The sequence below is a fragment of the Actinophytocola sp. genome, assembly GCF_009379765.1.
Lineage (GTDB): Bacteria > Actinomycetota > Actinomycetes > Mycobacteriales > Pseudonocardiaceae > Actinophytocola.
The window spans coordinates 24,591-46,828 of sequence record NZ_WHTD01000006.1; the positions used below are offsets into that span (position 1 = coordinate 24,591).

21 protein-coding genes are annotated in these 22,238 nt (G+C 72.4%); 15 read left to right on the forward strand and 6 right to left on the reverse strand.

Annotated features, from left to right (window positions below):
• Window positions 1-101 precede the first annotated feature (101 nt).
• The 11 genes from GEV28_RS02860 to GEV28_RS02910 all read left to right on the forward strand — a co-directional run bounded on the left by GEV28_RS02860 (window position 102) and on the right by GEV28_RS02910 (window position 10,660).
• Window positions 102-1,085 (forward strand): YafY family protein, encoded by a 984-nt coding sequence (locus tag GEV28_RS02860; protein WP_291408269.1) that lies wholly within the window; start codon window positions 102-104, stop codon window positions 1,083-1,085.
• Window positions 1,082-2,056 (forward strand): YafY family protein, encoded by a 975-nt coding sequence (locus tag GEV28_RS02865; RefSeq protein ID WP_291408271.1) that lies wholly within the window; start codon window positions 1,082-1,084, stop codon window positions 2,054-2,056. Before GEV28_RS02860 ends, GEV28_RS02865 begins: the two co-directional genes overlap by 4 nt.
• A 76-nt stretch (window positions 2,057-2,132) precedes the next feature.
• Window positions 2,133-2,396, forward strand: coding sequence for a bacteriophage holin (locus GEV28_RS02870; RefSeq protein ID WP_291408393.1), 264 nt, complete (start codon window positions 2,133-2,135; stop codon window positions 2,394-2,396).
• Between the two features lies 1 nt (window position 2,397).
• Window positions 2,398-2,706 (forward strand): Sec-independent protein translocase subunit TatA, encoded by a 309-nt coding sequence (tatA, locus tag GEV28_RS02875; protein WP_367115022.1) that lies wholly within the window; start codon window positions 2,398-2,400, stop codon window positions 2,704-2,706.
• 99 nt (window positions 2,707-2,805) lie between these two features.
• The gene (gene tatC / locus GEV28_RS02880) at window positions 2,806-3,678 is read left to right on the forward strand and encodes a twin-arginine translocase subunit TatC (RefSeq protein ID WP_291408275.1); all 873 of its coding nucleotides are present in this window, start codon (window positions 2,806-2,808) and stop codon (window positions 3,676-3,678) included.
• 14 nt (window positions 3,679-3,692) lie between these two features.
• Complete coding sequence (locus tag GEV28_RS02885) at window positions 3,693-4,595, forward strand: diacylglycerol kinase family protein (RefSeq protein ID WP_291408277.1); 903 nt, start codon at window positions 3,693-3,695, stop codon at window positions 4,593-4,595.
• A 30-nt stretch (window positions 4,596-4,625) separates the two neighbouring features.
• Window positions 4,626-7,400 carry a DEAD/DEAH box helicase gene (locus tag GEV28_RS02890; RefSeq protein ID WP_291408279.1) on the forward strand — a complete coding sequence of 925 codons (2,775 nt, stop codon included), beginning with the start codon at window positions 4,626-4,628 and terminating at the stop codon, window positions 7,398-7,400.
• A gap of 115 nt (window positions 7,401-7,515) precedes the next feature.
• Complete coding sequence (locus GEV28_RS02895) at window positions 7,516-8,202, forward strand: DUF4333 domain-containing protein (protein ID WP_291408280.1); 687 nt, start codon at window positions 7,516-7,518, stop codon at window positions 8,200-8,202.
• 206 nt (window positions 8,203-8,408) lie between these two features.
• Complete coding sequence (locus GEV28_RS02900) at window positions 8,409-9,008, forward strand: PIG-L deacetylase family protein (protein ID WP_367115020.1); 600 nt, start codon at window positions 8,409-8,411, stop codon at window positions 9,006-9,008.
• A gap of 63 nt (window positions 9,009-9,071) precedes the next feature.
• A complete protein-coding gene (locus tag GEV28_RS02905; protein WP_291408282.1) occupies window positions 9,072-9,380 on the forward strand; it encodes a DUF4333 domain-containing protein in 309 nt (102 codons plus the stop codon).
• Between the two features lie 41 nt (window positions 9,381-9,421).
• Window positions 9,422-10,660, forward strand: a complete 1,239-nt coding sequence (locus GEV28_RS02910; protein WP_291408284.1) for a GNAT family N-acetyltransferase — start codon at window positions 9,422-9,424, stop codon at window positions 10,658-10,660.
• 139 nt (window positions 10,661-10,799) lie between these two features.
• Here GEV28_RS02910 and GEV28_RS02915 read toward each other — a convergent pair whose 3' ends face one another.
• Window positions 10,800-11,741 (reverse strand): 5'-3' exonuclease H3TH domain-containing protein, encoded by a 942-nt coding sequence (locus GEV28_RS02915; RefSeq protein WP_291408286.1) that lies wholly within the window; start codon window positions 11,739-11,741, stop codon window positions 10,800-10,802.
• A 44-nt stretch (window positions 11,742-11,785) separates the two neighbouring features.
• Here GEV28_RS02915 and GEV28_RS02920 point away from each other — a divergent pair, with 44 nt between their 5' ends.
• Window positions 11,786-14,974, forward strand: coding sequence for a BTAD domain-containing putative transcriptional regulator (locus GEV28_RS02920; RefSeq protein ID WP_291408288.1), 3,189 nt, complete (start codon window positions 11,786-11,788; stop codon window positions 14,972-14,974).
• On the opposite strand, the gene GEV28_RS02925 is transcribed toward GEV28_RS02920, so the two are convergent.
• Together GEV28_RS02925 and GEV28_RS02930 are read right to left on the reverse strand one after the other, a co-directional pair.
• Window positions 14,958-15,767, reverse strand: coding sequence for an ABC transporter permease (locus GEV28_RS02925; RefSeq protein WP_291408290.1), 810 nt, complete (start codon window positions 15,765-15,767; stop codon window positions 14,958-14,960). The two genes, GEV28_RS02920 and GEV28_RS02925, sit on opposite strands and share 17 nt — an antisense overlap.
• Window positions 15,764-16,735, reverse strand: a complete 972-nt coding sequence (locus GEV28_RS02930; protein WP_291408292.1) for an ATP-binding cassette domain-containing protein — start codon at window positions 16,733-16,735, stop codon at window positions 15,764-15,766. Before GEV28_RS02930 ends, GEV28_RS02925 begins: the two co-directional genes overlap by 4 nt.
• A gap of 135 nt (window positions 16,736-16,870) precedes the next feature.
• Here GEV28_RS02930 and GEV28_RS02935 point away from each other — a divergent pair, with 135 nt between their 5' ends.
• Complete coding sequence (locus GEV28_RS02935) at window positions 16,871-18,007, forward strand: Xaa-Pro peptidase family protein (protein ID WP_291408294.1); 1,137 nt, start codon at window positions 16,871-16,873, stop codon at window positions 18,005-18,007.
• 284 nt (window positions 18,008-18,291) lie between these two features.
• Window positions 18,292-18,747, forward strand: coding sequence for an Lrp/AsnC family transcriptional regulator (locus GEV28_RS02940; protein WP_291408296.1), 456 nt, complete (start codon window positions 18,292-18,294; stop codon window positions 18,745-18,747).
• On the opposite strand, the gene GEV28_RS02945 is transcribed toward GEV28_RS02940, so the two are convergent.
• Complete coding sequence (locus tag GEV28_RS02945) at window positions 18,744-19,484, reverse strand: methyltransferase domain-containing protein (protein WP_291408298.1); 741 nt, start codon at window positions 19,482-19,484, stop codon at window positions 18,744-18,746. The two genes, GEV28_RS02940 and GEV28_RS02945, sit on opposite strands and share 4 nt — an antisense overlap.
• A gap of 105 nt (window positions 19,485-19,589) precedes the next feature.
• Here GEV28_RS02945 and GEV28_RS02950 point away from each other — a divergent pair, with 105 nt between their 5' ends.
• Window positions 19,590-20,129 carry a CGNR zinc finger domain-containing protein gene (locus GEV28_RS02950; protein ID WP_291408300.1) on the forward strand — a complete coding sequence of 180 codons (540 nt, stop codon included), beginning with the start codon at window positions 19,590-19,592 and terminating at the stop codon, window positions 20,127-20,129.
• A 54-nt stretch (window positions 20,130-20,183) separates the two neighbouring features.
• Here GEV28_RS02950 and GEV28_RS02955 read toward each other — a convergent pair whose 3' ends face one another.
• Both GEV28_RS02955 and GEV28_RS02960 read right to left on the reverse strand, forming a co-directional pair.
• Entirely contained in the window at window positions 20,184-20,990 is an 807-nt protein-coding gene (locus GEV28_RS02955) for a phosphatidylinositol-specific phospholipase C/glycerophosphodiester phosphodiesterase family protein (protein WP_291408395.1), read from the reverse strand.
• A 139-nt stretch (window positions 20,991-21,129) separates the two neighbouring features.
• Window positions 21,130-22,197, reverse strand: a complete 1,068-nt coding sequence (locus tag GEV28_RS02960; RefSeq protein WP_291408302.1) for a GDSL-type esterase/lipase family protein — start codon at window positions 22,195-22,197, stop codon at window positions 21,130-21,132.
• Between the last annotated feature and the right edge of the window lie 41 nt (window positions 22,198-22,238).

Sequence of the window (22,238 nt, forward strand, 5' to 3'; positions counted from 1 at the left end):
CACCACCTGATCGGGGAAAAACCGTGCGAACGGACCGTTCGCACGAATCGCCGGGCGCGTTGGGGGGACCGAGCCGTGCCAGTCGGGCTAGAGTTCGAAACGTGTCCATCGCACGCGCCGAAAGACTCGTCAACCTGGTGCTGTGTCTGCTGTCCACCCGCCAGTACCTGCCCGCCGAACGCATCCGGTCCCTCGTGGCCGGATACTCCGACGCGCCCACCGACGAGGCGTTCTTCCGGATGTTCGAGCGGGACAAGACCGAGCTGCGTGACCTGGGCGTGCCGCTCGAGACCGGGCGCACCTCCACCTTCGACCTCGTCGACGGCTACCGGATCGCCCGCCGCGACTACGAGCTGGGTGACATCGACCTCGAGCCGGACGAGGCCGCCGCGGTGGCGCTCGCGGTCCGGCTGTGGGACTCCCCGGAGCTCACCGGCGCCGCGGCCGGCGCGCTGCTCAAGCTGCGCGCCGCGGGGGTGGACGTCGACCAGGGCGTGCCGTCCGTGGTCGAGCCCAAGGTGCGCACCACCGAGCCCGCGTTCGGGCCGCTGCTCGCCGCGGTCCAGGCCGGCCGGACGGTCGCCTTCGACTACCGCAGGCCCAACCCCACCGAGCTGCGCCGCCGCACGCTCGAGCCGTGGGGCGTGGTGTCCTGGCGCGGCCGCTGGTACGTCGTCGGCCACGACCGCGACCGGGAGGCGCCGCGCTGCTTCCGGCTGTCCCGCATCGTGGGCGAGGTCGAGGCGTTCGGCCGCACGGGTGCGGTCAGCCGGCCGGCCGATGTCGACCTGCTGCAGTTCGTCGCCAAGAGCAGCGGCGAGCCCGCGGACACGTCGATCGTGCGGCTGTGGCTGGCCAGGAACCGCGCGGCCGGGCTGCGCCGCCGCGCCACCGTGGTCGGCGAGCGCACCATCGACGGGGTCGAAGGCGACATCGTCGAGCTGGAGGTCTTCCATACCGACTCGTCGGCCAGCTGGATCGCCGGCTACGGCGAGGACGCCGTCGTGCTCGAGCCGGACGTGCTGCGCAAGTCGGTGCACGAGCGGCTGCTCGCGGTCGCGGGCGGCCCCGAGAGGATGCCGTGACTGGATCGCAGGACCGGCTGCCGCGCCTGCTGGCGCTGGTGCCGTATCTCATCGCCCGGCCGGGCATCCCGGTCGACGAGGCGGCCGCCGACTTCGGCGTCACCGCCAAGCAGCTCCGCAAGGACCTGGAGCTGCTGTGGATGTGCGGCCTGCCGGGCTATGGCCCCGGCGACCTCATCGACCTGTCCTTCGAGGGCGACACGATCTCGGTCAACTTCGACGCGGGCATGAACCGCCCGCTGCGGCTCACCGGCGCCGAGGCCACCGCGCTGCTCGTCGCGTTGCGCACGCTGCTCGAGACGCCCGGGGTGGCCGATGCCGACGCGGTGCGCCGCGCGGTCGCCAAGATCGAGGCCGCGGCCGGGCAGGCCCAGCCGGTCGGGGTGGCGGTCGGGCTCGGCGTGCGCGAGGGCGAGCGCACGGTCAAGGTCCGCCAGGTCGTGCAGGGCGCGCTCCAGGATCGACGGGCGCTGCGGATGACCTACTACACGGCGTCGAAGGACCAGATCACCGAGCGCTCGGTCGACCCGATGCGGATGCTCATCGTCGAGGGCCGCAGCTACCTGGAGGCCTGGTGCCGGCGCGCGGAGGCCGTCCGGCTGTTCCGCCTCGACCGCATCGACGAGGTCACCGAGCTGGACGAGCCCTCCGCCCCGCCGCCCTACGCCGAGCGGACGGACACCACCGCGGGCCTGTTCCGCGAGCGACCCGACCAGGCCGTCGCGCAGCTCGTGCTCGAACCTGACGCGCGCTGGGTGTCCGAGTACTACCCGGTGGAGAAGGTGACCGAGCTCGACGGCGGTCGGCTCCGAATAAGGATGCGTTACGCCGACCTGTCGTGGATGGTCCGGCTGCTCCTGGGCCTCGGCGGTGACGTCACCGCCGAGGAACCGGAGGACCTGGCGACGGGCTTGCGTGACCGAGCAATGCGGGCTCTTTCCCGTGCCGGACAGCTCTCGGTAACCTCGTGATCGGATGTTTGCCGGGTGCCGGTCACCGATGCGCCGGACCCACCCCGACCACACGACCACTACGGTAGGAAACGTGATGTCGTACCTGCCGACCTGGATCGTGGTCGCCGTGGGGTTGGTGCTGCTCGTCTTGGTGGTCATCCGGGTGCTCCGCACCGTGCGCCGGTTCGGCGCCACGGCGGCGGTGGTCAACGCCCGGTTCGCCGACGGGTCCGGCCTGCTCCGAGCGCGTTCCGCTGCCTTGCGGGTTGCGATGAAAGAGACCCGCGATCGGGTTAAGCATGCCTCGGCTGACGTACCATCAGGGCGCCGGGGGAGACAGGAGGATGACCGTGGGTAACTTGGGTGTACCCGAGCTCTTGATCATCGCTGGTGTGATCATTCTGCTCTTCGGGGCCAGGAAGCTGCCGGAGATGGCGCGTTCGTTGGGCAAGTCTGCCAAAGCCTTCAAGGAAGAGACCAAGGGCATGCGGGGCGGCGGCGCCGACGACAACGACGACACCCCGGAGGCACCGCAGGCGCAGCCGGTCGTGCAGCAGCAGCTGCCGCAGGCCCAGCCGGCGACGCCCGCTCAGGCGCCCGCCCAGAACGCCACCACCAACGGCACGCAGCCGGTCGAACAGGCTCAGCAGAACAAGAACGCAGGCTGAGAGAACGGATCCTGAACGGTGGCGCGCAAATCGCACCGCCGGGACGAAGCCCGCAGCGAGAAGAAGATTCGCAGCCGCCGGCACAATCCCGACGGAACCATGTCCCTTCGGGATCATCTGTACGAGCTGAAGCACCGGCTGGGGCTGGCGCTGCTCGGACTGGTGGTCGGCTGCATCGCCGGGTTCTTGTGGTTCCAGTGGCGGATCGGACCGATCCCGTCGCTCGGTGAGGTGATGACCGGCCCGTACTGTTCGCTGCCGGCCTCGGCGAGGCTCACCGGCGAGGAATGCAAGCTGTTGCAGACCCAGCCGTTCGAGGCGTTCCTCGTCCAGTTCAAGGTGGGGCTCGCCGCGGGTGCGGTGCTCACCTGCCCGTTCTGGCTGTACCAGATCTGGGCGTTCATCACGCCCGGTCTTTACGACAAGGAGCGGAAGTTCACCCGCATCTTCGTCGTGCTGGCCTCGTTCCTGTTCGCCTGCGGCGCGGTGCTGGCCTACTACGTGGTGCCGAAGGGCCTGGCGGTGCTGGTGAGCTTCGGTGGTGACCAGTTCACCACCGCGCTCGTGGCCAGCCAGTACATCTCGTTCATCTTGGTGATGCTGCTGATCTTCGGCGTGAGCTTCGAGCTGCCGCTGCTGATCACCATGCTGAACCGGATCGGCATGCTGCCCTACCGCAACCTCAAGAAGTGGCGCCGGGGCATCATCTTCACGCTGTTCGTGTTCGCGGCGATCGCCACACCCGGCACCGACCCGATCGGCATGCTCGCGCTGGCCGGCGCGATGACCGTGCTGTTCGAGGTCGCCGTGCAGATCGCCAGGGTCCACGACCGCAAGAAGGCCCGCCAGGCGGTCGCCGACGGCTGGGGAGACCCCGAGGACTCCGACCTCGAGCCCGAGGACGTGCCGGACAAGCCCGCGGCGGACAAGACCGTGTCGGACCGGGGAACCGGCTTCGACGACGTGACCTGACGGGCGGCTGACCGATGCGGGCCGCCATGGTGGTGCACCCGGCGTCCGGCCTCGGCCGGGCCGGCCGGATCGCGGACTCGGTCGCGGCGCGGCTGCGCGGCGCGGTCGACGACCTCATCACCGTGGCGGCGAGCACCGTCGAGGAGTCCCGCCGGCTGATGCACGAGGCCCACGGGGTCGCCCTCGACCTGCTGGTCGTGGTCGGCGGGGACGGGTCGGCGCACCAGGGCGTGCAGTTCTGCGCGGACACCGGGGTCGCGCTGGGCGTGGTCCCGGCCGGCACCGGCAACGACCTCGCCCGCACGCTCGGCGCGCCCAAGGACCCGCTCGAGGCGACCGACGCGCTGGTCACGGCCATCAAGGCGGGCGAGCGCAGCAAGCTCGACCTCGGCCGGGTCACCGGCGGACCGTGGTTCGCCGGCGTGCTCTGCGCCGGGTTCGACTCCGCGGTCAACGAGCGGGCCAACCGGATGCGGTGGCCGTCCGGCCCGCGGCGCTACGACCTGGCGATCCTCGCCGAGCTGGCCAAGCTGCGGCCGGGTCCGCTCACGGTCGTCGAGGACGGCGAGCGAGCCGAGTACGACGCCACCCAGATCGCGGTCGGCAACATCCCGCACTACGGCGGCGGCATCCCGATCTGCCCGGACGCCGACCCCACCGACGGGGTCTTCGACATCACCCTGGTCGGTCGGGCCAGCCGGTTCGACCTGGTGAAGATGCTGCCAGGGCTGCGCACCGGCAAGCACGTGCTCAACCCCATCGTCAGCACGTCGCGGGCCCGCGAGGTCCGCCTCGGCGGCGCCGACGGTGGGGCCAACGGCTGGGTCGCCTACGCCGACGGCGAGCGCATCGGCCCGCTCCCGGTCGAGGTGACCTGCGTTCCCGGCGCTCTCACGGTGGTCGGGTCCACGACGTGATCGCACGCGTGGTGTGACACGCTTGCGAGCGTGGCCACCAGCCCTTCTCCGTCTCCGGCTCCATCACCGGCGGAGGCCTATACGGCGTCCCGACGCCGGACGAGCTACCCGAAGCTGACCGAGTTCGTCCAGCAGCTGCCCTTCGAGCTCGACCCCTTCCAGGACCAGGCGTGTGCCGCCCTCGAGGACGGCCACGGGGTGCTCGTGTGCGCGCCGACCGGTGCCGGCAAGACCGTCGTGGGCGAGTTCGCCGTGCACCTCGCGCTCGCCGAGGGCCGCAAGTGCTTCTACACCACGCCGATCAAGGCGCTGTCCAACCAGAAGTACGCCGACCTGGTCGAGCGGCACGGTGCCAAGGCGGTGGGCCTGCTCACCGGCGACACGTCGGTCAACGGCGGCGCGCCGATCGTGGTGATGACCACCGAGGTCCTGCGCAACATGCTCTACGCGGGCTCCTCGACGCTCGACGGGCTCGGCTACGTAGTGATGGACGAGGTGCACTACCTCGCCGACCGGTTCCGCGGCGCGGTGTGGGAGGAGGTGATCCTGCATCTGCCGGACCGGGTGCGGCTGATCAGCCTGTCCGCCACGGTCAGCAACGCCGAGGAGTTCGGCGACTGGCTCGTCGAGGTGCGGGGCGACACCACGGTCGTGGTCGACGAGCACCGGCCCGTCCCGCTGTGGCAGCACATGATGGTGTCCGGCCGGATGCTCGACCTGTTCGTCGGTGAGGACGCCGACGCCCAGCCCAAGATCAACCCGGACCTGTTGCGCCGCACCGAGGACGCCTCCCGGCAGCAGGCGCCCTGGCAGGGCCCGCGCAACCGCGGCCGGGGCGCGCCCGCGCGCGGCGGCCCGCGGTTCCGGCCGCCGTCAAGGGTCGACGTGGTGTCCCGGTTGGACGGTGCGGGGCTGCTGCCGGCCATAGTGTTCGTGTTCAGCCGAGTCGGCTGCGACGCCGCGGTGGCCCAGTGCACCCGGTCCGGCCTGCGGATGAACACCGAGGCCGAGATCGTCGAGATCCGCCGGATCGTCGACTCGCGCACCAAGGGCCTCGCCGACGCCGACCTGGGGGTGCTGGGCTTCTGGGAGTGGCGCGACGCGCTCGAGCGCGGGTTCGCGAGCCACCACGCGGGGCTCCTGCCGGCGTTCAAGGAGACCGTCGAGGAGCTGTTCGTCCGCGGCCTCGTGAAGGTGGTGTTCGCGACCGAGACGCTCGCGCTCGGCATCAACATGCCGGCCCGCACGGTCGTGCTCGAACGGCTCGTGAAGTACAACGGCGAGGCGCACGTCGAGCTCACCGCGGGGGAGTACACCCAGCTCACCGGGCGGGCCGGGCGGCGCGGCATCGACATCGAGGGGCACGCGGTCGTCGTCTGGGGCCCGGGTGTCGACCCGAAGACCGTCGCCGGCCTCGCGTCCACCCGCACCTACCCGCTGCGCTCGTCGTTCCGCCCGGCCTACAACATGGCGGTCAACCTGGTCGACCGGCTCGGCGCCCGGCAGGCGCGGGAGCTGCTGGAGCAGTCCTTCGCCCAGTTCCAGGCCGACCGGTCGGTGGTGGGCCTCGCGCGGCGGATCGAGCGCAACCGCGAGGCGCTCGAGGGCTACCAGGAGTCGATGACCTGCCACCTCGGCGACTTCGCGGAGTACGCGGCGCTGCGCGCGAAGCTGTCCGAGCGGGAGAAGTCGTTGTCCCGCAAGACCGCCTCGGCCCGGCGGGCGGAGGCGGCCCGGTCGCTGGAGGCGCTGCGCAAGGGCGATGTCATCGCCGTGCCGGCCGGGCGGCGCTCCGGCCTCGCCGTCGTCATCGACCCGGGCGTGGACCCGATGGGGGAGCCGCGGCCGCTGGTGCTTACCGAGGACCGCTGGGCCGGCCGGCTGTCGGTGGCCGACTTCCCCACGCCCGTGGAGGCGCTCGGCCGGATCAGGCTGCCCAAGCAGGTCGACATCCGCTCGCCGCGCTCGCGCCGCGACCTCGCCTCGACGCTGCGCAACACCGGCATCGAGGCGCCCGGCCGCAACCGCCGCCGCACCGGTGACGGCGAGGACGACGGCGAGCTGGCGGCGCTGCGCAGGGCGTTGCGTGCGCATCCCTGCCACGGCTGTGACGACCGCGAGGTGCACGCCCGGTGGGCCGAGCGGCATCGCAGGCTCAGCGCCGAGACGCAGCAGCTGGAACAGAATGTCGCGACCACCACCCACTCGCTGGCCAGGGGTTTCGACCGGATCCGCGCGCTGCTCACCGAACGCGGCTACCTGGCGTCGAAGGCCGGCGAGGACGAGGTGACCGCCGACGGCCGGCGCCTGGCCCGCCTGTACAGCGAGTCGGACCTGCTGGCCGCCGAGTGTCTGCGGCAGGGCATCTGGGACTCGCTGACCGCGTCGGAGCTCGCGGCGGTGGTGTCGGCGCTGGTGTTCGAGTCGCGCAGGGACGGGCCGAGCGAGCCGCGGGTGCCGACCGGCCCGGTCACCGACGCGCTGGCCGAGACGGCGCGGCAGTGGGTGTCGCTGGAGGCCGACGAGCGGCGGCACAAGCTGGAGCGGACCCGGCAGCCGGACGCGGGCTTCGCGTGGACGGTGTACCGCTGGGCCCGCGGTGAGTCGCTGGAGCGGGTCATGACCGCGGCCGAGTCGGCGGGCGCGGAGATCTCCGCGGGCGACTTCGTCCGGTGGTGCCGTCAGGTGATGGACCTGCTGGACCAGCTGCGCAACGTCGTGGGCAGGTCCCATCCGGTGGGCGCGGCCGCGGACGAGGCGGTGCGCGGCATGCGGCGCGGGGTCGTCGCCCTGGGGACGGCATGACTCGGCCAGTTGTGTGGATTCGCGTGGCGGAGCACACGGGGCGTATACCTCCCGCTATGGTTTGATCGCGCCCAGCAGACCGGACCGTGCGACCTCGATTTCGCGGAGGCGAACCATGACCACCCCCTACGGGCCTCCCGGTGGGAACGACCCGCAGCAGCAGTGGGGACAGCAGCCCTATGGCGGCGGCCCCACCCCGGGCACGCCGTCCGGCGGGTTTCCGGCCCAAGCCCCGGGTCAGGGTGGTTACGGACAGCCGCAGCAGCCGTACGGCCAGCCCGACCCGTCGCAGCAGGGCTACGGTCAGCCCGACCCGTCACAGCAGCAGCCCTACGGCGGGTACGGCCAGCCGCAGCAGTACCCGTACGGCCAGCAGCAGCCCTACGGTGGCTACGGCCAGCCCCCCCAGCAGCAGCCGGGTGGGTACCCGGGCCAGAGCCCGTACGGCCCGCAGCCCCCGAAGAAGGGCGGCGGTGCCTGGATCTGGGTCGTCGTCGTGGTGATCGTGCTCGCGGCCGGCGCGTTCGGCGTGCTCGGCTTCGTGACCCCGGGCTTCCTGAACAAGAAGGTCTTCGACGAGTCGGCCCTCGAGGGCGACAACGGCGTGAAGAAGATCCTGGTCGAGAACTACAACGAACCGGCGGACGACATCTCGAAGATCGACTGCCCGGCTGACCAGGAAGTGAAGCAGGGCAACACCTTCGAATGCACGGCGACCATCCGCGACGAGGAGACGACCGTCAAGATCACCGTCGTCAACAACGACGGCCAGTACGAGGTGTCGACGCCGGAAGGAAAGTAGCCGGGGCAGTTGGACGGCTGCTCGGGGCGGCGCCGGAGGCCGGGGAGTAGGTTGAACCGGACATATCCGGCTTCGAGAGGGTGCGTGTGCGTCGTCGACTCGTCGGGTTCGCCGTGGTTGCGCTGATGGTGCTGGTCCTTCGTGTTCGGCCAGAATGAATGCCGCGCCGGACGTGGCACGCGCCACGGCTATGATCTTGTCTCGGCGTGCACCGGGTCGAGCACCTGGGCTACGCCGACAGCGGACACGGCCCAGTCCTCTACCCTGACCCGGCGGACCGGCAGCGTTTCGCTCGCGCCGACACCGACGAGGCTGCGGAACGGCTCGCCGCGCTGCTGCGCGAGGAGAACGCCGACGTGCTGCTCAGCTACGACTCGAACGGCGGGTATGGCCACCGCGACCACGTCAAGGTCCACCACGTCGGCAAGCGCGCCGCGGAACTAGCCGGGGTGGAGCGAGTCCTGGAGGCGACGATGCCCCGCGACTTCGTTGAGCGCCTCATGCGGCTGACTCGCACCCTGCGGATCCCCTTCCGCTATGACACAGACGCGCTGCACGCTGCCTACAGTTCCGGCTCGGCCATCACTCATCGGGTCAACGTGCGCCGTTTCGCCCGCCGGAAACAGGCGGCACTGGCCGCGCACCACTCCCAGGTGAGCGGGCGCGGCAGGCTCGCCTCCGTCATGCAGCTGCTCGTCCGGCTCCCAACGCCGATATTTGGACTGCTCCTCGGCCGTGAGTGGTTCGTCGAGCCTGCCAGGACGCCGGTTACCAAGCCTGCTACCAGCATCTTCGCCCACAACTGATCGTGTGAGCCGAGCTATCGCCCAGAAAGCCGGAAACGACGGAATAGCGCACACCTGTAATAGGTGCACTGCACCAGGACCGGGTGCGGGGAGGGCGAGACCTCGGAGCCGCCGGAGATCAACCCGCCGGGCGTGAACGTCCCGGACATGCCGTCGCTCGACGTGCTCGACGAGGAACTCCTCGAAGGCGCCGACGGCGTCCGCCAGTACCTCGCCGAGCAGTACCAGCACACCGACGTCGGCAGCGTCGACTGCCCCGGCCGGCTGGCGCTCGAGTTCGACTGCGCGGTCAGCGTCGCCGGGCAGGAGAAGACCGTCACCGTCACCGTGCTCGACGAGAACGGCGAGTTCGAGGTCAGCGAGCCGTGGTAACCGGGTCGCGTGAGGCACGGCTCGACAGGCATCATCGGCTGGTGACCCAGACGCTGGTGCCCGCGCGGACGACCGAGTTCGAGTTCCGGGCAGTGGAGGACGCCGAGCTGCGCGTGGCCAACGACGTCTTCCGGGAAGCACTGCACGACGAGCCGCTCGACGACGAGAAATGGGCGTCCGCCAAGAGGACCTACGAGCCCGGCCGCACGTTCGGCGCGTTCGCCGGCCCGACCATGGTCGGCACCACCACGTCGCTCACCTCGAGTCTCGCACTGCCGGGCGGCGCGGTCCTGCCGATGGCCGCGGTCACCGCGGTCGGCGTACGCACCGACCACCGCAGGCGCGGCGCGCTCACCGGGCTGGTGCGCCTGCAGCTCGCCGAGTGCGCCGCGGCCGGCGAGGTGTTCGCCACCCTGCACGCGAGCCAGCCCACGATCTACGGCCGGTTCGGCTACGGGCTCGGCACGCGGACCCGAACCATGCGGGTCCGCTGCGCCCGCGCGCGCATGCGCCCCGAGGTCCCGACCGCCGGCACCGTCCGGTTGCTCACCAAGGACGAGGCACTCACCTTGCTGCCCGAGGCGTACCCGCGGCTGCGGCCCGCCCGCGCCGGGATGATGGGGCGCTCGCCGGCGTGGTGGGTGCTCGGCTACGAGCGCCGGATGGAGCACGGCTACTTCCGTGCCGCCGCGCACCACGACCCCGACGGCGTGGTCGACGGCTTCGTCGGCTACCGCCCGGGCCCGTTCCCGTCCGACGACCCGAGGGTCGGCGCCTCGATCGCCGTGCTCGACTTCATGGCCGCGACCCAGGAGGTCGCCACCGACCTGTGGCGCTTCCTGCTCGGCATCGACCTCATCGAGGAGGTCACCGTCTACGTCCGGCCCACCGACGACCCGCTCGAGGCGATGCTCGTCGACATGTTCGCCGTCCGCAGCGAGCCGGACGACGAGCTGTGGACGCGGGTGGTCGACGTGCCCACGGCGCTCGCCTCGCGCACCTACGGGGCGGCCGACCCGGTGGTGGTCGAGGTCGTGGACCCGTTGCTGCCCGACAACTCCGGCCGCTACCTGATCAGTCCACATGGGACCGACCGGACCGAGGCGCGGCCCGCGCTCACGATGAGCGTCGAGACTCTCGGCTGGGTCTACCTCGGCGCGTGGCGCCCGTCCGACCTCGCCTCGATCGGCCGGCTCACCGCGCACGACCCGGCCGCGCTCCCCGCGGCGGACCGCCTGTTCGCGACGGACCGGCCCGCGTGGTGCGGTAGCTTGTTCTGACCCCCAGGCGAAAGGTCGGAACGGTGCGGCGCGTGTTCGTGGCGACTCTGCTCGCGGTGGTGGCCGTGCTCGGCACCGGCTGCGGCCCGGACGATCCAGAGGGCCCGGACCTCACCGACTTCGCCGCCGCGCATGTCCGCTAGGCGTGCGCGGCGGTCAGCGCTGCCAGCAGCCGGTCCACCGACGCGCCGAGGTCCCACTTCTCCTGCAGCGCCCGCACCCGGTCCAGGTCGCGCGGCTCGGTGGGCACGGCGTCGGACCGGTCGACGGTCACCGCGGCGTCCAGGGCCACCCGCACCACGAGCGGCGCCACGGACACGTAGTCGGCCGCGTCCTTGAGCGCCGTCTTCACCCGCAGCGGCACCAGCTTGTCGCCGGCCGCGGCCGCGGCGAGCAGCCCGTCGAGCGAGCCGAACCGGGTGATCAGCTTCGCCGCCGTCTTCTCGCCGACCCCGGTCACCCCCGGCAGCCCGTCGGAGGGGTCGCCGCGCAGCAACGCCATGTCCGCGTATGCCGGCCCGCTGTTGTCCACCGGCAGGTCGTACTTCGCGGCCAGCTCGCGCGGGCCCAGCTGCTCCGCCCTCGCCCACCCGCGACCGACGTAGATCACGCTGACCGGGGTCGGCTCGTCGCGCACCACCTGGAACAGGTCACGGTCACCCGACACGACCTCCACCGGGTCGACGGACTCGCGGTGTGCCAGCGTGCCGATCACGTCGTCCGCCTCGTAGCCCGGCGCCTCCGCGGTGGCGAGCCCGACGGCGTCCAGCAGGTCGAGGATGATCGGGACCTGGGGGGTCAGCGTGTCCGGCACCTCCTCGACGTTGTTCACCGGGTCGGCCACCCGGTGCGCCTTGTACGAGGGCAGCGCCCGCACCCGGAACGCCGGCCGCCAGTCGGCGTCGAGGCAGGCCACGAGCCGGGACGGTCGCCGCTCGGTGAGGATCCGCGCGATCGTGTCGGCGAACCCGCGCACCGCGTTGACCGGCGTACCGTCCGGAGCGGTCATCGAATCGGGCAGCGCGTAGTAGGACCGGAAGTACAGGCTGGCCGAGTCCAGCAGCGCAAGGGGTCGACTCACGGGCGTCAGCCTGCCACGTCGCGCCGGGAAGGCAGAATCGACACGTGCGGATCGCGATGCTCGGCCTGGTGGACGTCCGCGCCGATGACGGGACACCGGTGGAGATCACCGGCGCGCGGCTGCGCACGCTGCTGATCCTGCTCGCCCTCGATCCCGGCCGGGTGGTCACCGGCGCACGCCTCATCGACGGCGTCTGGGGCGACGATCCGCCGGCCGAGGCCACCAACGCCCTGCAGGCGCTCGTCTCCCGGCTGCGTCGCGCACTGCCCGAGCCCGCCGTCGAGTCCACGCCGGCCGGCTACCGGCTCGCCGTCCCACCCGACACCGTCGACCTGCACCGCTTCGAGCAGCTCGCCGCGCTGGGCCGGGCCGCCCTGCGAACGGACCCGCGACGGGCCGCGAAAGTCCTGCGTGAGGCCGAAGCGCTGTGGCGCGGCCCGGCCCTGGCCGACACCGCGAACGCCGCCTTCGCCCAGGCGCCGCTGGCCAGGCTCGAGGAGCGCCGGCTGGCCGTGCGCGGCGACCGCATCGAGGCCGAGCTGCCGGGCGCCGACGGCGTGGAGCTGGTCGCGGAGCTGGAGGAGCTGGTCGCCGAGCACCCGCTGCACGAGCGGTTCACCGGGCTGCTGATGCGCGCGCTCCACCAGGCCGGCCGTTCCGGCGACGCCCTCGCCGTCCACGCCCGCATCCGCGACGCACTGGCCGACGAGCTCGGCGCCAACCCTTCCGCCGAGCTCGCCGCGCTGCACCTGGAGGTCCTGCGCGGCGGCGAGACCCCGCAGGACCGCCCGCACACCAACCTCCGCGCCGGCCTCACCAGCTTCGTCGGCCGCGACACCGACCTGGCCAAGGTCAGCGCGCTGGTCGGCCCGTCCAGGCTGGTCACCCTCACCGGCCCCGGCGGCTCCGGCAAGACCCGCCTGGCCACCGAGGTCGCCCGTGCCCTCCTGGAGGAGATGCGCGACGTATGGCTGGTCGAGCTGGCCCCGGTCAGCGACGGCGCCGACCTGCCGCAGGCGGTGGTGTCCGCGCTCGGCCTGCGCATGCCGGCACTCCTCGGCAGCACCCTGGCGCACTCCACCGAGCCCGAGGCCGTCGATCCGGTCGACCGCCTCGCCGCCGCCCTGTCCACTCGGGCGCTGCTGCTGGTCCTGGACAACTGCGAGCACCTGATCGGGCCGGCCGCCGCGCTCGCCAACCGGCTGCTCGGCGAGTGTCCGCGGCTGCGTGTCCTCGCCACCAGCCGCGAGCCACTCGGCATCACCGGGGAGACGCTGTGGCCGGTCGACCCGCTGCCGCTGCCGCCGGAGGGCGCGAGCCGCGACCAGGCGATGAGGTTCCCGTCGATGCGCCTGCTCGCCGACCGGGCGAGCGCCGTGCGGCCGGGGTTCGCGGTCGACGACCGCACGGCGCTGCACATGATCCACATCTGCCGCGCGCTCGACGGCATGCCGCTCGCCATCGAGCTGGCCGCCGCCCGGCTGCGCACGATGTCCGCCCAGCAGGTCGCGACGAGGCTCGACGACCGGTTCCGGCTGCTCACCGGCGGCAGCAGGCTCACGCTGCCGCGGCACCAGACGCTGCGCGCGGTCGTCGACTGGAGCTGGGACCTGCTCGGCGACGCCGAGCGGACGCTGCTGCGCCGCCTGGCCGTGTTCGCCGGCGGCTCGACCCTGGAGGCCGCCGAGCAGGTGTGCGCGGGCGCCGGCCTGCCCGCCGTCGAGGTGTTCGACGTGCTGTCCGCGCTGCTGGACAAGTCGCTGGTGCTGCTTGCCGAGGACGGGCGCTACCGGATGCTCCAGACCATCAAGGCCTACGGTCTGGAACGGCTGGCCGACGCCGGGGAGACCGACCGGGTCCGCTGGGCGCACGTCGAGCACTTCGGCCGGCTCGCCGAAACCGCCGAGCCGTACCTGCGCCGCGCCGAGCAGCTGGACTGGATCGACCGGCTCGACGCCGACAAGGACAACCTCAACGCCGCGCTGCGCACCGCGATCGCCGCCGGGGAGACCCGCACCGCGGAGTGGTTCCTGGCCAACCTGGGCTGGTACTGGTGGCTGCACGGGCACAAGGTCGAGGGCGGCGAGCTGGCCGCCGAGGTCCTCGCCATGACCGGGGAGGGCGCGCCGGCCGAGGTGCGGGCGGTGGCGTACGGGATGGCCGCCCTGCTCGCCGTCGACGGGCTGCGGGACGCGGACAAGGCGCTCAGCTTCTTCACCAGCGCGGTGGCGGCCGCCAAGGGCATCGACCCGGGCACGCACCCGGTCATCCGGCTCATCGGGCCGCTCGACGAGGTCATGCACAGCCTCGGCCGGCCCACGGAGCCCTTGCGGCTCAACGCGATCGAGGTGCTCACCGAGGACGACGACCCGTGGGTGTGCGGCACGGCGCAGGCGTTGCGCGCGCACGCGTTCCTCAACGCGGGCCGGCTGCATGCCGAGGCCGAGGCGGACTTCCGCGCCGCCCTCGGGTCGTTCCGGGCGGTGGGTGACCGGTGGGGGATGTCGTTCGCGCTGTGCTCGCTGGCCGACCTGATCGCGTGGCGCGGTGACCTCGCCGGCGCGGCGGAGCTTTACCAGGAGGCCATCCTGGTGTTCTCCCAGCTGGTGACCAACGAGGACCTCACTCGCTACCGGCTGCGGCTGGCCGACCTGCTGCTCCAGCTCGGCCGGACTGCCGAGTCGGCCGCGATGCTCGCCCAGGCGCGGCGTGGCGCCGACCGTTCCGGCATGCCCGAGGGCCTGGCCCGCGTCGCCCACGCCACCGGCGACTTCGCCCGCCGCCGCGGTGGCCTCGACCCGGCCCGCGCCGACCTCGCCCGCGCCGCGGTGCTCGCCGCGCACACGTCGGTCGCGCCGCAGTTCCGCGCCGTCATCGAGGCGTCCCGCGGCTACCTGGCGACGGCGGCGGGCGATCCGGCCGCGGCGGCCGCCCACCACGCGACCGCGTTCGACTGGGCGCTCAAGTCCAACGACGCCCCGATGATCGCGCACGTCCTGGTCGGGCTCGCCGAGCTCAGCATCGACCGCGGCGACCCCCGGCACGCCGCGGCCCTGCTCGGCGCGAGTGTCGCCATCCGCGGCGTGCCGGACCTGTCGTTCGCCGACGGCGTGCGCGTGGAGGCGGCCACGCGGGCCGCACTCGGCGAGGAGCTGTTCGCCGAGTCGGCCGCACGTGGCGCCTCCGCCACCATGGACACCGTCCGGGAGCTGGCGGTTATACCCGCCGCCTGAAGGCGCGGACCGCGAGCGGCGCGAACACCACCAGGATCCCGGCCGCCCAGAGCAGCGACGTTCCCACCGGGCCCGCGACCGATCCGCCGACCAGCAGGCCGCGCACCGCGTCGGCCACCGATGTCACCGGGTTGACGTCCACCCAGCCCTGCAGCCAGCCCGGCATCGTGCCGGTCGGGGCGAACGCGTTGCTCACGAATGTCAGCGGGAACATCACCGAGAACCCGAAGATCATCACCTTCTCGGGCTCGTTGACCAGCATCCCGACCAGCACCGAGATCCACGAGAACGCCATCGCGAACCCGAGCATCAGCGCGAACGCGCCGACCACGCTCGCGACGTCGGTGCCCACCCGGAAGCCCATGATCGCGCCGAGGCCCAGCAGCAGCGCCATCGCCCAGGCCTGCTTGACCATGTCCGCCACGATCCGGCCGGCGAGCGGCGACCACCGCGCGATCGGCAGCGCGCGCAGCCGGTCGAACACGCCCTTGGCCAGGTCGGTGTTGAGCCCGACGCCGGTGTTGAGTGTGCCGAACAGGCTGTTCTGCACGATGACCCCGGGCAGTACGAAGGTCAGGTAGTCGTCCGTCGAGCCGGAGATCGCGCCGCCGAACACGTAGGTGAACAGCAGCAGGAACATGATCGGCTGGACGCTGAAGTCGATCAGCTCCATGGGGTTGTGCCTGATCTGCACCAGCGTCCGCCAGGACAGTGTGGCGCTCTGCACGAGGCCTTCCCAGGGGCGCGTGCGGGGGGCGAGTGTCCGTGGCGACGGCGCGGTCAACGTGGTCATGCCGGGACTCCTTCCGTCTCGGTGGCGGGCTCGTCGGTGCTCGCGCGGTGGCCGGTGAGGCCCAGGAACACCTCGTCGAGACTGGCGTCGCGCAGGGCCAGCTCGGCCACCAGCACCTCGGCGTCGTCGAGCCGCCGGACCACCGCAGGCAGTACGGCCGGGTCGGTCACCGACGCCGTGACGGTCGACCCCTCGACGACCGGCTCGGCGGCGGTGACGTCGCGGACCACCGACAGCACGATCGGCAGGTCGGCGGGGTCCTTGGGCCGGACGACGAGCGGCTGCGCGCCGGTGCGGGCCTTCAGCTCGGCAGGCGTGCCGGTGGCGATCACCCGGCCGTGGTCGACCACCGCGATCTCACCGGCCAGCTGGTCGGCCTCGTCGAGGTACTGGGTGGTGAGCAGCACGGTCACCCCGTCGGCCACGAGGTCGCGGACGATCTGCCACAGGTCGAGGCGGCTGCGCGGGTCGAGGCCCGTGGTCGGCTCGTCCAGGAACAGCACCCGCGGCCGGCTGACCAGGCTCGCGGCCAGGTCGAGCCGGCGCCGCATGCCGCCGGAGTAGGTCTTGGCCGCCCGGGTGGCGGCATCGGTCAGGCCGAACTGCGTGAGCAGCTCGCGGGCCCGGCGCTTGGCCTGCGCTCGCGGTATGCCCAGCAGGCGGCCGATGAGCAGGAGGTTCTCCGCGCCGGTGAGCATCTCGTCGACCGAGGCGTACTGCCCGGTCAGGCCGATGAGCTGGCGGACCTGGTGCGCGTCGCGGACGACGTCGTGCCCGCAGACCTCGGCGTGCCCGGCGTCCGGCCGCAGCAACGTGGTCAGGATCCGCACGGTGGTGGTCTTGCCGGCGCCGTTGGGCCCGAGCAGGCCCAGCACGGTGCCGGCGCGCACCGCGAGGTCGACGCCGTCGAGCGCCGTCGTCTCCCCGAACCGCTTGGCCAGTCCCTCGGCCAGCACGGCGTGGTTCATGGTTCGTCCCCTCGAAGTCGGGTCTTGGTGCCTCCGACGATGGGCCGGCCGGCTGATACCGCCCTGATCCGCCCACCCGGCTCGCTGACATGTCGCTGACACGTTCGACCACCCGCCCGGACTAGGCTTTCCAGCATGTCGACCACCGTCTCCGCCACCGACCCCACGGCCCTGCGCGCACGGCTCGACCGCGCCCGGGAGGCGGCCGGCGCCGCCGGCGTGGACGCGTTGCTGATGGCGCCCGGCTCGGACCTCAGGTACCTGCTCGGTGGCTCGGGCAGCTCGTTCGAGCGGCTCACCTGCCTGGTCCTGCCCACCGGTGGCGCGCCGGTGTTGGTGGTGCCCAAGCTGGAGGCGCCGGGCTACGCGGCCGTGCCCACGGGCGAGCTGGGCGTGCAGATCGCGACCTGGGTCGACGCCGAGGACCCGTACGCCATGGTCGCGGCACTGCTCGGGGCGCCGGCGCGGGTGGCACTCGGGGACGTCATGGCCGCGCTGCACGTGCTGGGGCTGCGCCGCGCGCTGCCGGGGGCCGACCAGGTGCTGGCCGGGCCGATCGTGCGCGAGCTGCGCATGCGCAAGGACGCCACCGAGATCGACGGGCTGCGCCGGGCGGGCGCGGCCATCGACCGGGTGCACGCGCGGATGGCGGAGTTCCTGCGGGTCGGGCGCACCGAGGCGGCGGTCGGCGCGGACATCGCCGCGGCCATCGTCGAGGAGGGCCACGCGGTGGCCGAGTTCGTCATCGTCGGCTCCGGGCCCAACGGCGCGAGCCCGCACCACTCGCTGTCCGACCGGGTGGTCGAGGCGGGTGACGTCGTGGTCGTCGACATCGGCGGCCCGATCGCCGAGGGCTACTGCTCGGACAGCACCCGCACCTACGTGCTGGGGGAGCCGCGCGACGCGGACGTGCCTCGGACCTACGCCGTGCTCCAGGCGGCCCAGGCCGCGGCGGTCGCGGCCGTGCGGCCGGGCGTGCCGGCCCAGGACGTGGACGCGGCGGCCCGGTCGATCATCGCCGACGCGGGTTTCGGCGAGTACTTCATCCACCGCACGGGCCACGGCATTGGGCTCGACGTGCACGAGGACCCGTACATCGTGTCGGGCAACGAGCTGCCGCTGGAGCCGGGAATGGCCTTCTCGGTCGAGCCGGGCATCTACCAGCCGGGTCGCTGGGGTGCGCGGATCGAGGACATCGTGGTGGTCACCGAGGACGGTGTCGAGCCACTGAACACGCGGCCGCACGAGCTCACCGTGCTCCCGACCCGATGACCGCCGAGGAGCCGGCGCCCTGTAACCGAGCCTGCGAGGGGGTGTCGTGAGCGGAGCTTGCGGAGCGAGGCATCGATATTCAGGATGCGGCCGAGTCTGCGGAGGGTGTCGGTGTAGCGGAGCCTGCGGAGCGTTCCGGCACCACGAAGCGGGCGAGGGGGTGTCGTGAGCGGAGCTTGCGGAGCGAGGCATCGATATTCAGGATGCCGCCGAGTCTGCGGAGGGTGTCGGTGTAGCGGAGCCTGCGGAGCGTTCCGGCACCACGAAGCGGGCGAGGGGGCGTCGTGAGTCCGTCGGAGCTGGAGCCGATCGACCAGTCCATCGCCCGCGAGCTGTCCGCCGACGGCCGGTGCAGCTTCACCGACCTCGCCGAGCGGGTGGGCCTGTCCGTGTCGGCGGTGCACCAACGCGTCCGCCGCCTCGAGCAGCGCGGCGTCATCCGCGGCTACACCGCGCAGCTCAACGCCGAGGTCATCGGTCTCCCGCTGACCGCGTTCATCTCGCTCACCCCGATCGACCCGTCCGAGCCCGACGACTACCCCCAGCGCCTCAACCACATCCGCGAGGTCGAGTCCTGCTACTCGGTCGCCGGCGACGAGTCCTACATCCTCCTGGTGCGGGTGGCCTCCCCAGCGGCGCTCGAGGAGCTGTTGCGCCAGATCCGCGAGGCCGCCAAGGTGTCCACCCGCACCACGGTCGTACTGTCCACTCCGTACGAGGGCCGTTCCCCGGCCCTCTAACGGACCCCTACGAGCACATGGTCGTCACCGAACTGCCAGACCGGGCCCGCCTCGGCGAAGCCGGCCGCGCGCAGCAGGTCCGCGTGCTCGTGGACGGTCAGCTCGTTCTCGGTGTGGTTCGCGATGGCGCTGTCGGAGCGGGCGGCGACCAGCGGGGCGAGCTCGTCGTCCTCGCGGAGGGCCTGCCACCACTCTGCCCAGTCCTCGTTGCGGTCGCTGCCCACCCGCGCGGTCCGCGCCTCCCGGACCCCGTCCGCGATGGCGTCCAAAGTAGACGCTCCGAGTCCCATGTTGTCGGCGTTGACGAACACGCCGCCGGGCCGCAGCCGCTCCGCGAGCGTCCGGTAGAGCGCGGCGAGCGAGTCGGGGTCGAGCCAGTGCAGCGCGGTCGACGACACGGCGGCGTCCCACGGTCCCACGAGCCCGGTGCGGTCCGGCCAGGACGGGTAGCCGAGATCGGCCTCGACCAGCGTCACCCGCGGTCCGGTGTTGGCCGCCCCGAGCCCGAGCAGCAGCGGGTCCGCGTCGACGCCGACGACGTTGACCCGGGGGAGCGCGGCGGCGATCCGCGCGGAGAGCGACCCGGGGCCGCAACCGAGGTCGACCACACTGGCCGCACCCGTGCCGACGGCCGCCCGGGCGACGTCGATGACGACCCGGAACCGCTCCTCGCGGTCGGGGATGTACCGCTCCTGCTGTGCGTCCCACCGCTGCACCCACCGCTGTGCCGTAGCCACCTGCATAGCGCACCTCCGTAACTGTCTATAAGCTTGATGACAGTGACGCTAGCGCGAACGGAGGTAACTGGTCAAGTGGACTTTGACGGTCACACAAGCGACGTTGTGGCAAACGCCGTCACCCTGATCAACGACGTGACCCCTGGCGAGCGCCACGGCCGTCCCTTCCCTGCGCCGGCGGACCTGGTGACCGCGGTGCGTGACGCCGTGCCCTCGTCGAGGACCCCCGGCCACCCGACCGCCGAGGAGGCCGCCGAGCTGGCCGACTGGGCGGGCCGCCTGCGTGCGGTGGTGGAGCTGGTGGACACGCGCGACGTGGACAAGGCATGCGCCGAGCTGAACGAGATCATGCGCACCACGAACGCGATCCCGACCCTGGCCCGCCACGACAACGAACCGTGGCACCTGCACTTCCACAGCGCCCACGCCGACTGGGCCGAGAGTTGGGCCGCGTCGATGGCGACCGCCCTCGCGACGGTCCTGGGCAACGCGGCCATCGAACGCCTCGGCATCTGCACCGCCCCGGCGTGCGACCGCGTCTACGTGGACGTCTCGAAGAACGGCACCCGCCGCTTCTGCTCGACCGCCTGCCAGAACAGGGTCAAGGCGGCCGCCTTCCGGGCCCGCAGGACTGCCACGCCCTGAACGACGCGCTCAGGGCGCCCAACGTCTCGAGCGGCGCGTTCGAGGCATGTCCGGTCACTCGCACAAGAACTTCTGCAGCCCGGCCAGGTCGTCGGTGTTGATGTGGTCCACGTCCGCGGCGACGAGCTCACGCCAGACCGCCTCGCGCTCCGGGCCCGCGACGTCCGGGGTGGCCCAGAAGCGGACCCGCTGGCCGGCGTCGTGCGCGGTCCGCACGATCTCACGCAACGAAGCACGCTCGGCGGCGGGCATCTGACCGGCGCCGGTCCACGAGAACAGCGTCGTCCAGTTGTCCGACACCAGCGGCGTCAGGCGGGCGTCGGACCCCGGGCCCAGGTCGGACTGGTTCGCGATCCGCCCGTCGTAGAACGCGACCCGGCTGCGCTGCGCCTCCATCGTCTCCCGCGGCCGGTTGCCCGACACGACCGCCGCCACCGGCCCGCGCCACACCCGGCCGAACCGGTAGGACGTCCACAGGAACGCGTACCGCGGCGAGCGCAGCACCGAGTCCAGCGCCGCGTAGGTCGACTCGCCCTCGGTCTTGATGTCGATCAGCAGCTGGAAGTCCACCCGCCGCCCGGGGTAGATGCCGCCGCGAAGCACCTTCTGCCGCAACGGTTCCAGGTACAGCGACCGCAGTGTGCGGGCGGGGTCGAGATCCTCGGGGTCGTGCGCGACGAACAGGTCGCCGTCGGCCAGGTAGATGTCCGCCTCGACGCTCGTGAAGCCGTGGTCCAGCGCGTCGTGGAGCGGCCGGTCGTGCTCGTAGTCGTTGTGCGCGTGGGCCTGCGCGAGCGGCTCGACCCACGACCAGTGCGGGGACGCGGTCGCCGGGACCGCGCCGGCCACCAGGCCGAGCAACGCCAACAGCAGGAACAGGGATCGGGGCAGGGCCCGCACGGCAGAACCTCCGTCGGTAGGGAGCAGGGTGCCGCCCAACGTAGGGCACGCGGGTGAACGCCGGGCACCGCCGACATGGCGGAGTCGAGCTCGGCCGACTCTAGGGGCCGGGCGACGAGGCGGCGTGCAGGTTGCCGTCCTCGCCGGCCAGGCACGCGGCCGCCCGGTCGGGGGTGTTGAGGAACTCACCCAGGCAGCGGCCGAACTGCTCGTGGCCCAACGCGTTGGGGTGGAACGACTCCTGCAGCGCGTGCGTCGCCCGGTCCTCGTGCTGGAGGTCGTCCCACTCGACGGCCAGGCGGCGGAACCACTCGCAGTCGGGGTCGCGTTCGGACGAGCAGGCCTCGTGGCCCGTGCCCGCGCGGGACAGGTCCAGGAACCGGGCGTTCACCCGCGCCGCCGCGCGGCGCACGCCCGCGGTCAGCACCGGCACCGCCGTCTCCTCGACCCAGCGCAGGTCCTCGGACCGGAACGGGCAGCCGGACAGGTCCTGCAGACCCCGCGCCACGTCCGTGCCGATCGGCGCCGCGTAGGACTGCACGATCAGCTGGTAGTCGCCCAGGTCGTAGCCCGCGTTGGCCATGACCTCGCGGATGTCCGACAGCGCCCGCTCCAGCTTGGGCACCATCTTGTCCACCCGCTCCGCCCACTCCGGCCCGACCGTCTTGCCGCACGGGTCGCCGCGGCCGGTCCACGCCTCCACGCACGAGTTCAGCACGTGCGAGAACGCCGGCTCGTCGTTGGCCCCGGACGCGACGACCACCGCCGCGACCCGGTCGCGCGCGGCGATCGGCGCGAGCTGCTCGGCCTGCGACGGCTCCGTGTACTGCTCGACGTCACCCAGCCCGACCTGCGGCGACGGCGCCCCCGAGCACGCCAGGTTGTACGTCCGGTCGATCGAGATCAGTTCCATGTGGTGGATCGACGCGTGCGGGGAGCGGTGGCACCAGTCGCCGTCCTCGCCGTCGGTGCCCTTCTCGTAGTCACCCGCGCCCTCGCCGGACATCGTGCTGTCGCCCATGGCCACGACCACGCGAGGGGCGTCCTGCGGCGGGCCGGGTAACGGGGTCGGCTCCGGGGCGAAGTCGTCGCCCACGAGCAGAACCGTGCCGAGCAGCAGAACGATCAGTATGAGCCCGGTCCAGGCTCGCCATCCCCGCGGTCGCATCGCACTCAAGCCTAGTGCGGCGCGCGTTCGGTCTGCGCGAC

Coding starts and splice junctions, on each gene's coding strand:
- GEV28_RS02960 (WP_291408302.1), bottom strand. CDS start 22,197: ATGCGACCGCGGGGATGGCGAGCCTGGACCGGGCTCATACTGATCGTT.
- tatC (WP_291408275.1), top strand. CDS start 2,806: ATGTCCCTTCGGGATCATCTGTACGAGCTGAAGCACCGGCTGGGGCTG.
- GEV28_RS02895 (WP_291408280.1), top strand. CDS start 7,516: ATGACCACCCCCTACGGGCCTCCCGGTGGGAACGACCCGCAGCAGCAG.
- GEV28_RS02935 (WP_291408294.1), top strand. CDS start 16,871: ATGTCGACCACCGTCTCCGCCACCGACCCCACGGCCCTGCGCGCACGG.
- GEV28_RS02870 (WP_291408393.1), top strand. CDS start 2,133: ATGTCGTACCTGCCGACCTGGATCGTGGTCGCCGTGGGGTTGGTGCTG.
- GEV28_RS02885 (WP_291408277.1), top strand. CDS start 3,693: ATGCGGGCCGCCATGGTGGTGCACCCGGCGTCCGGCCTCGGCCGGGCC.
- GEV28_RS02930 (WP_291408292.1), bottom strand. CDS start 16,735: ATGAACCACGCCGTGCTGGCCGAGGGACTGGCCAAGCGGTTCGGGGAG.
- GEV28_RS02925 (WP_291408290.1), bottom strand. CDS start 15,767: ATGACCACGTTGACCGCGCCGTCGCCACGGACACTCGCCCCCCGCACG.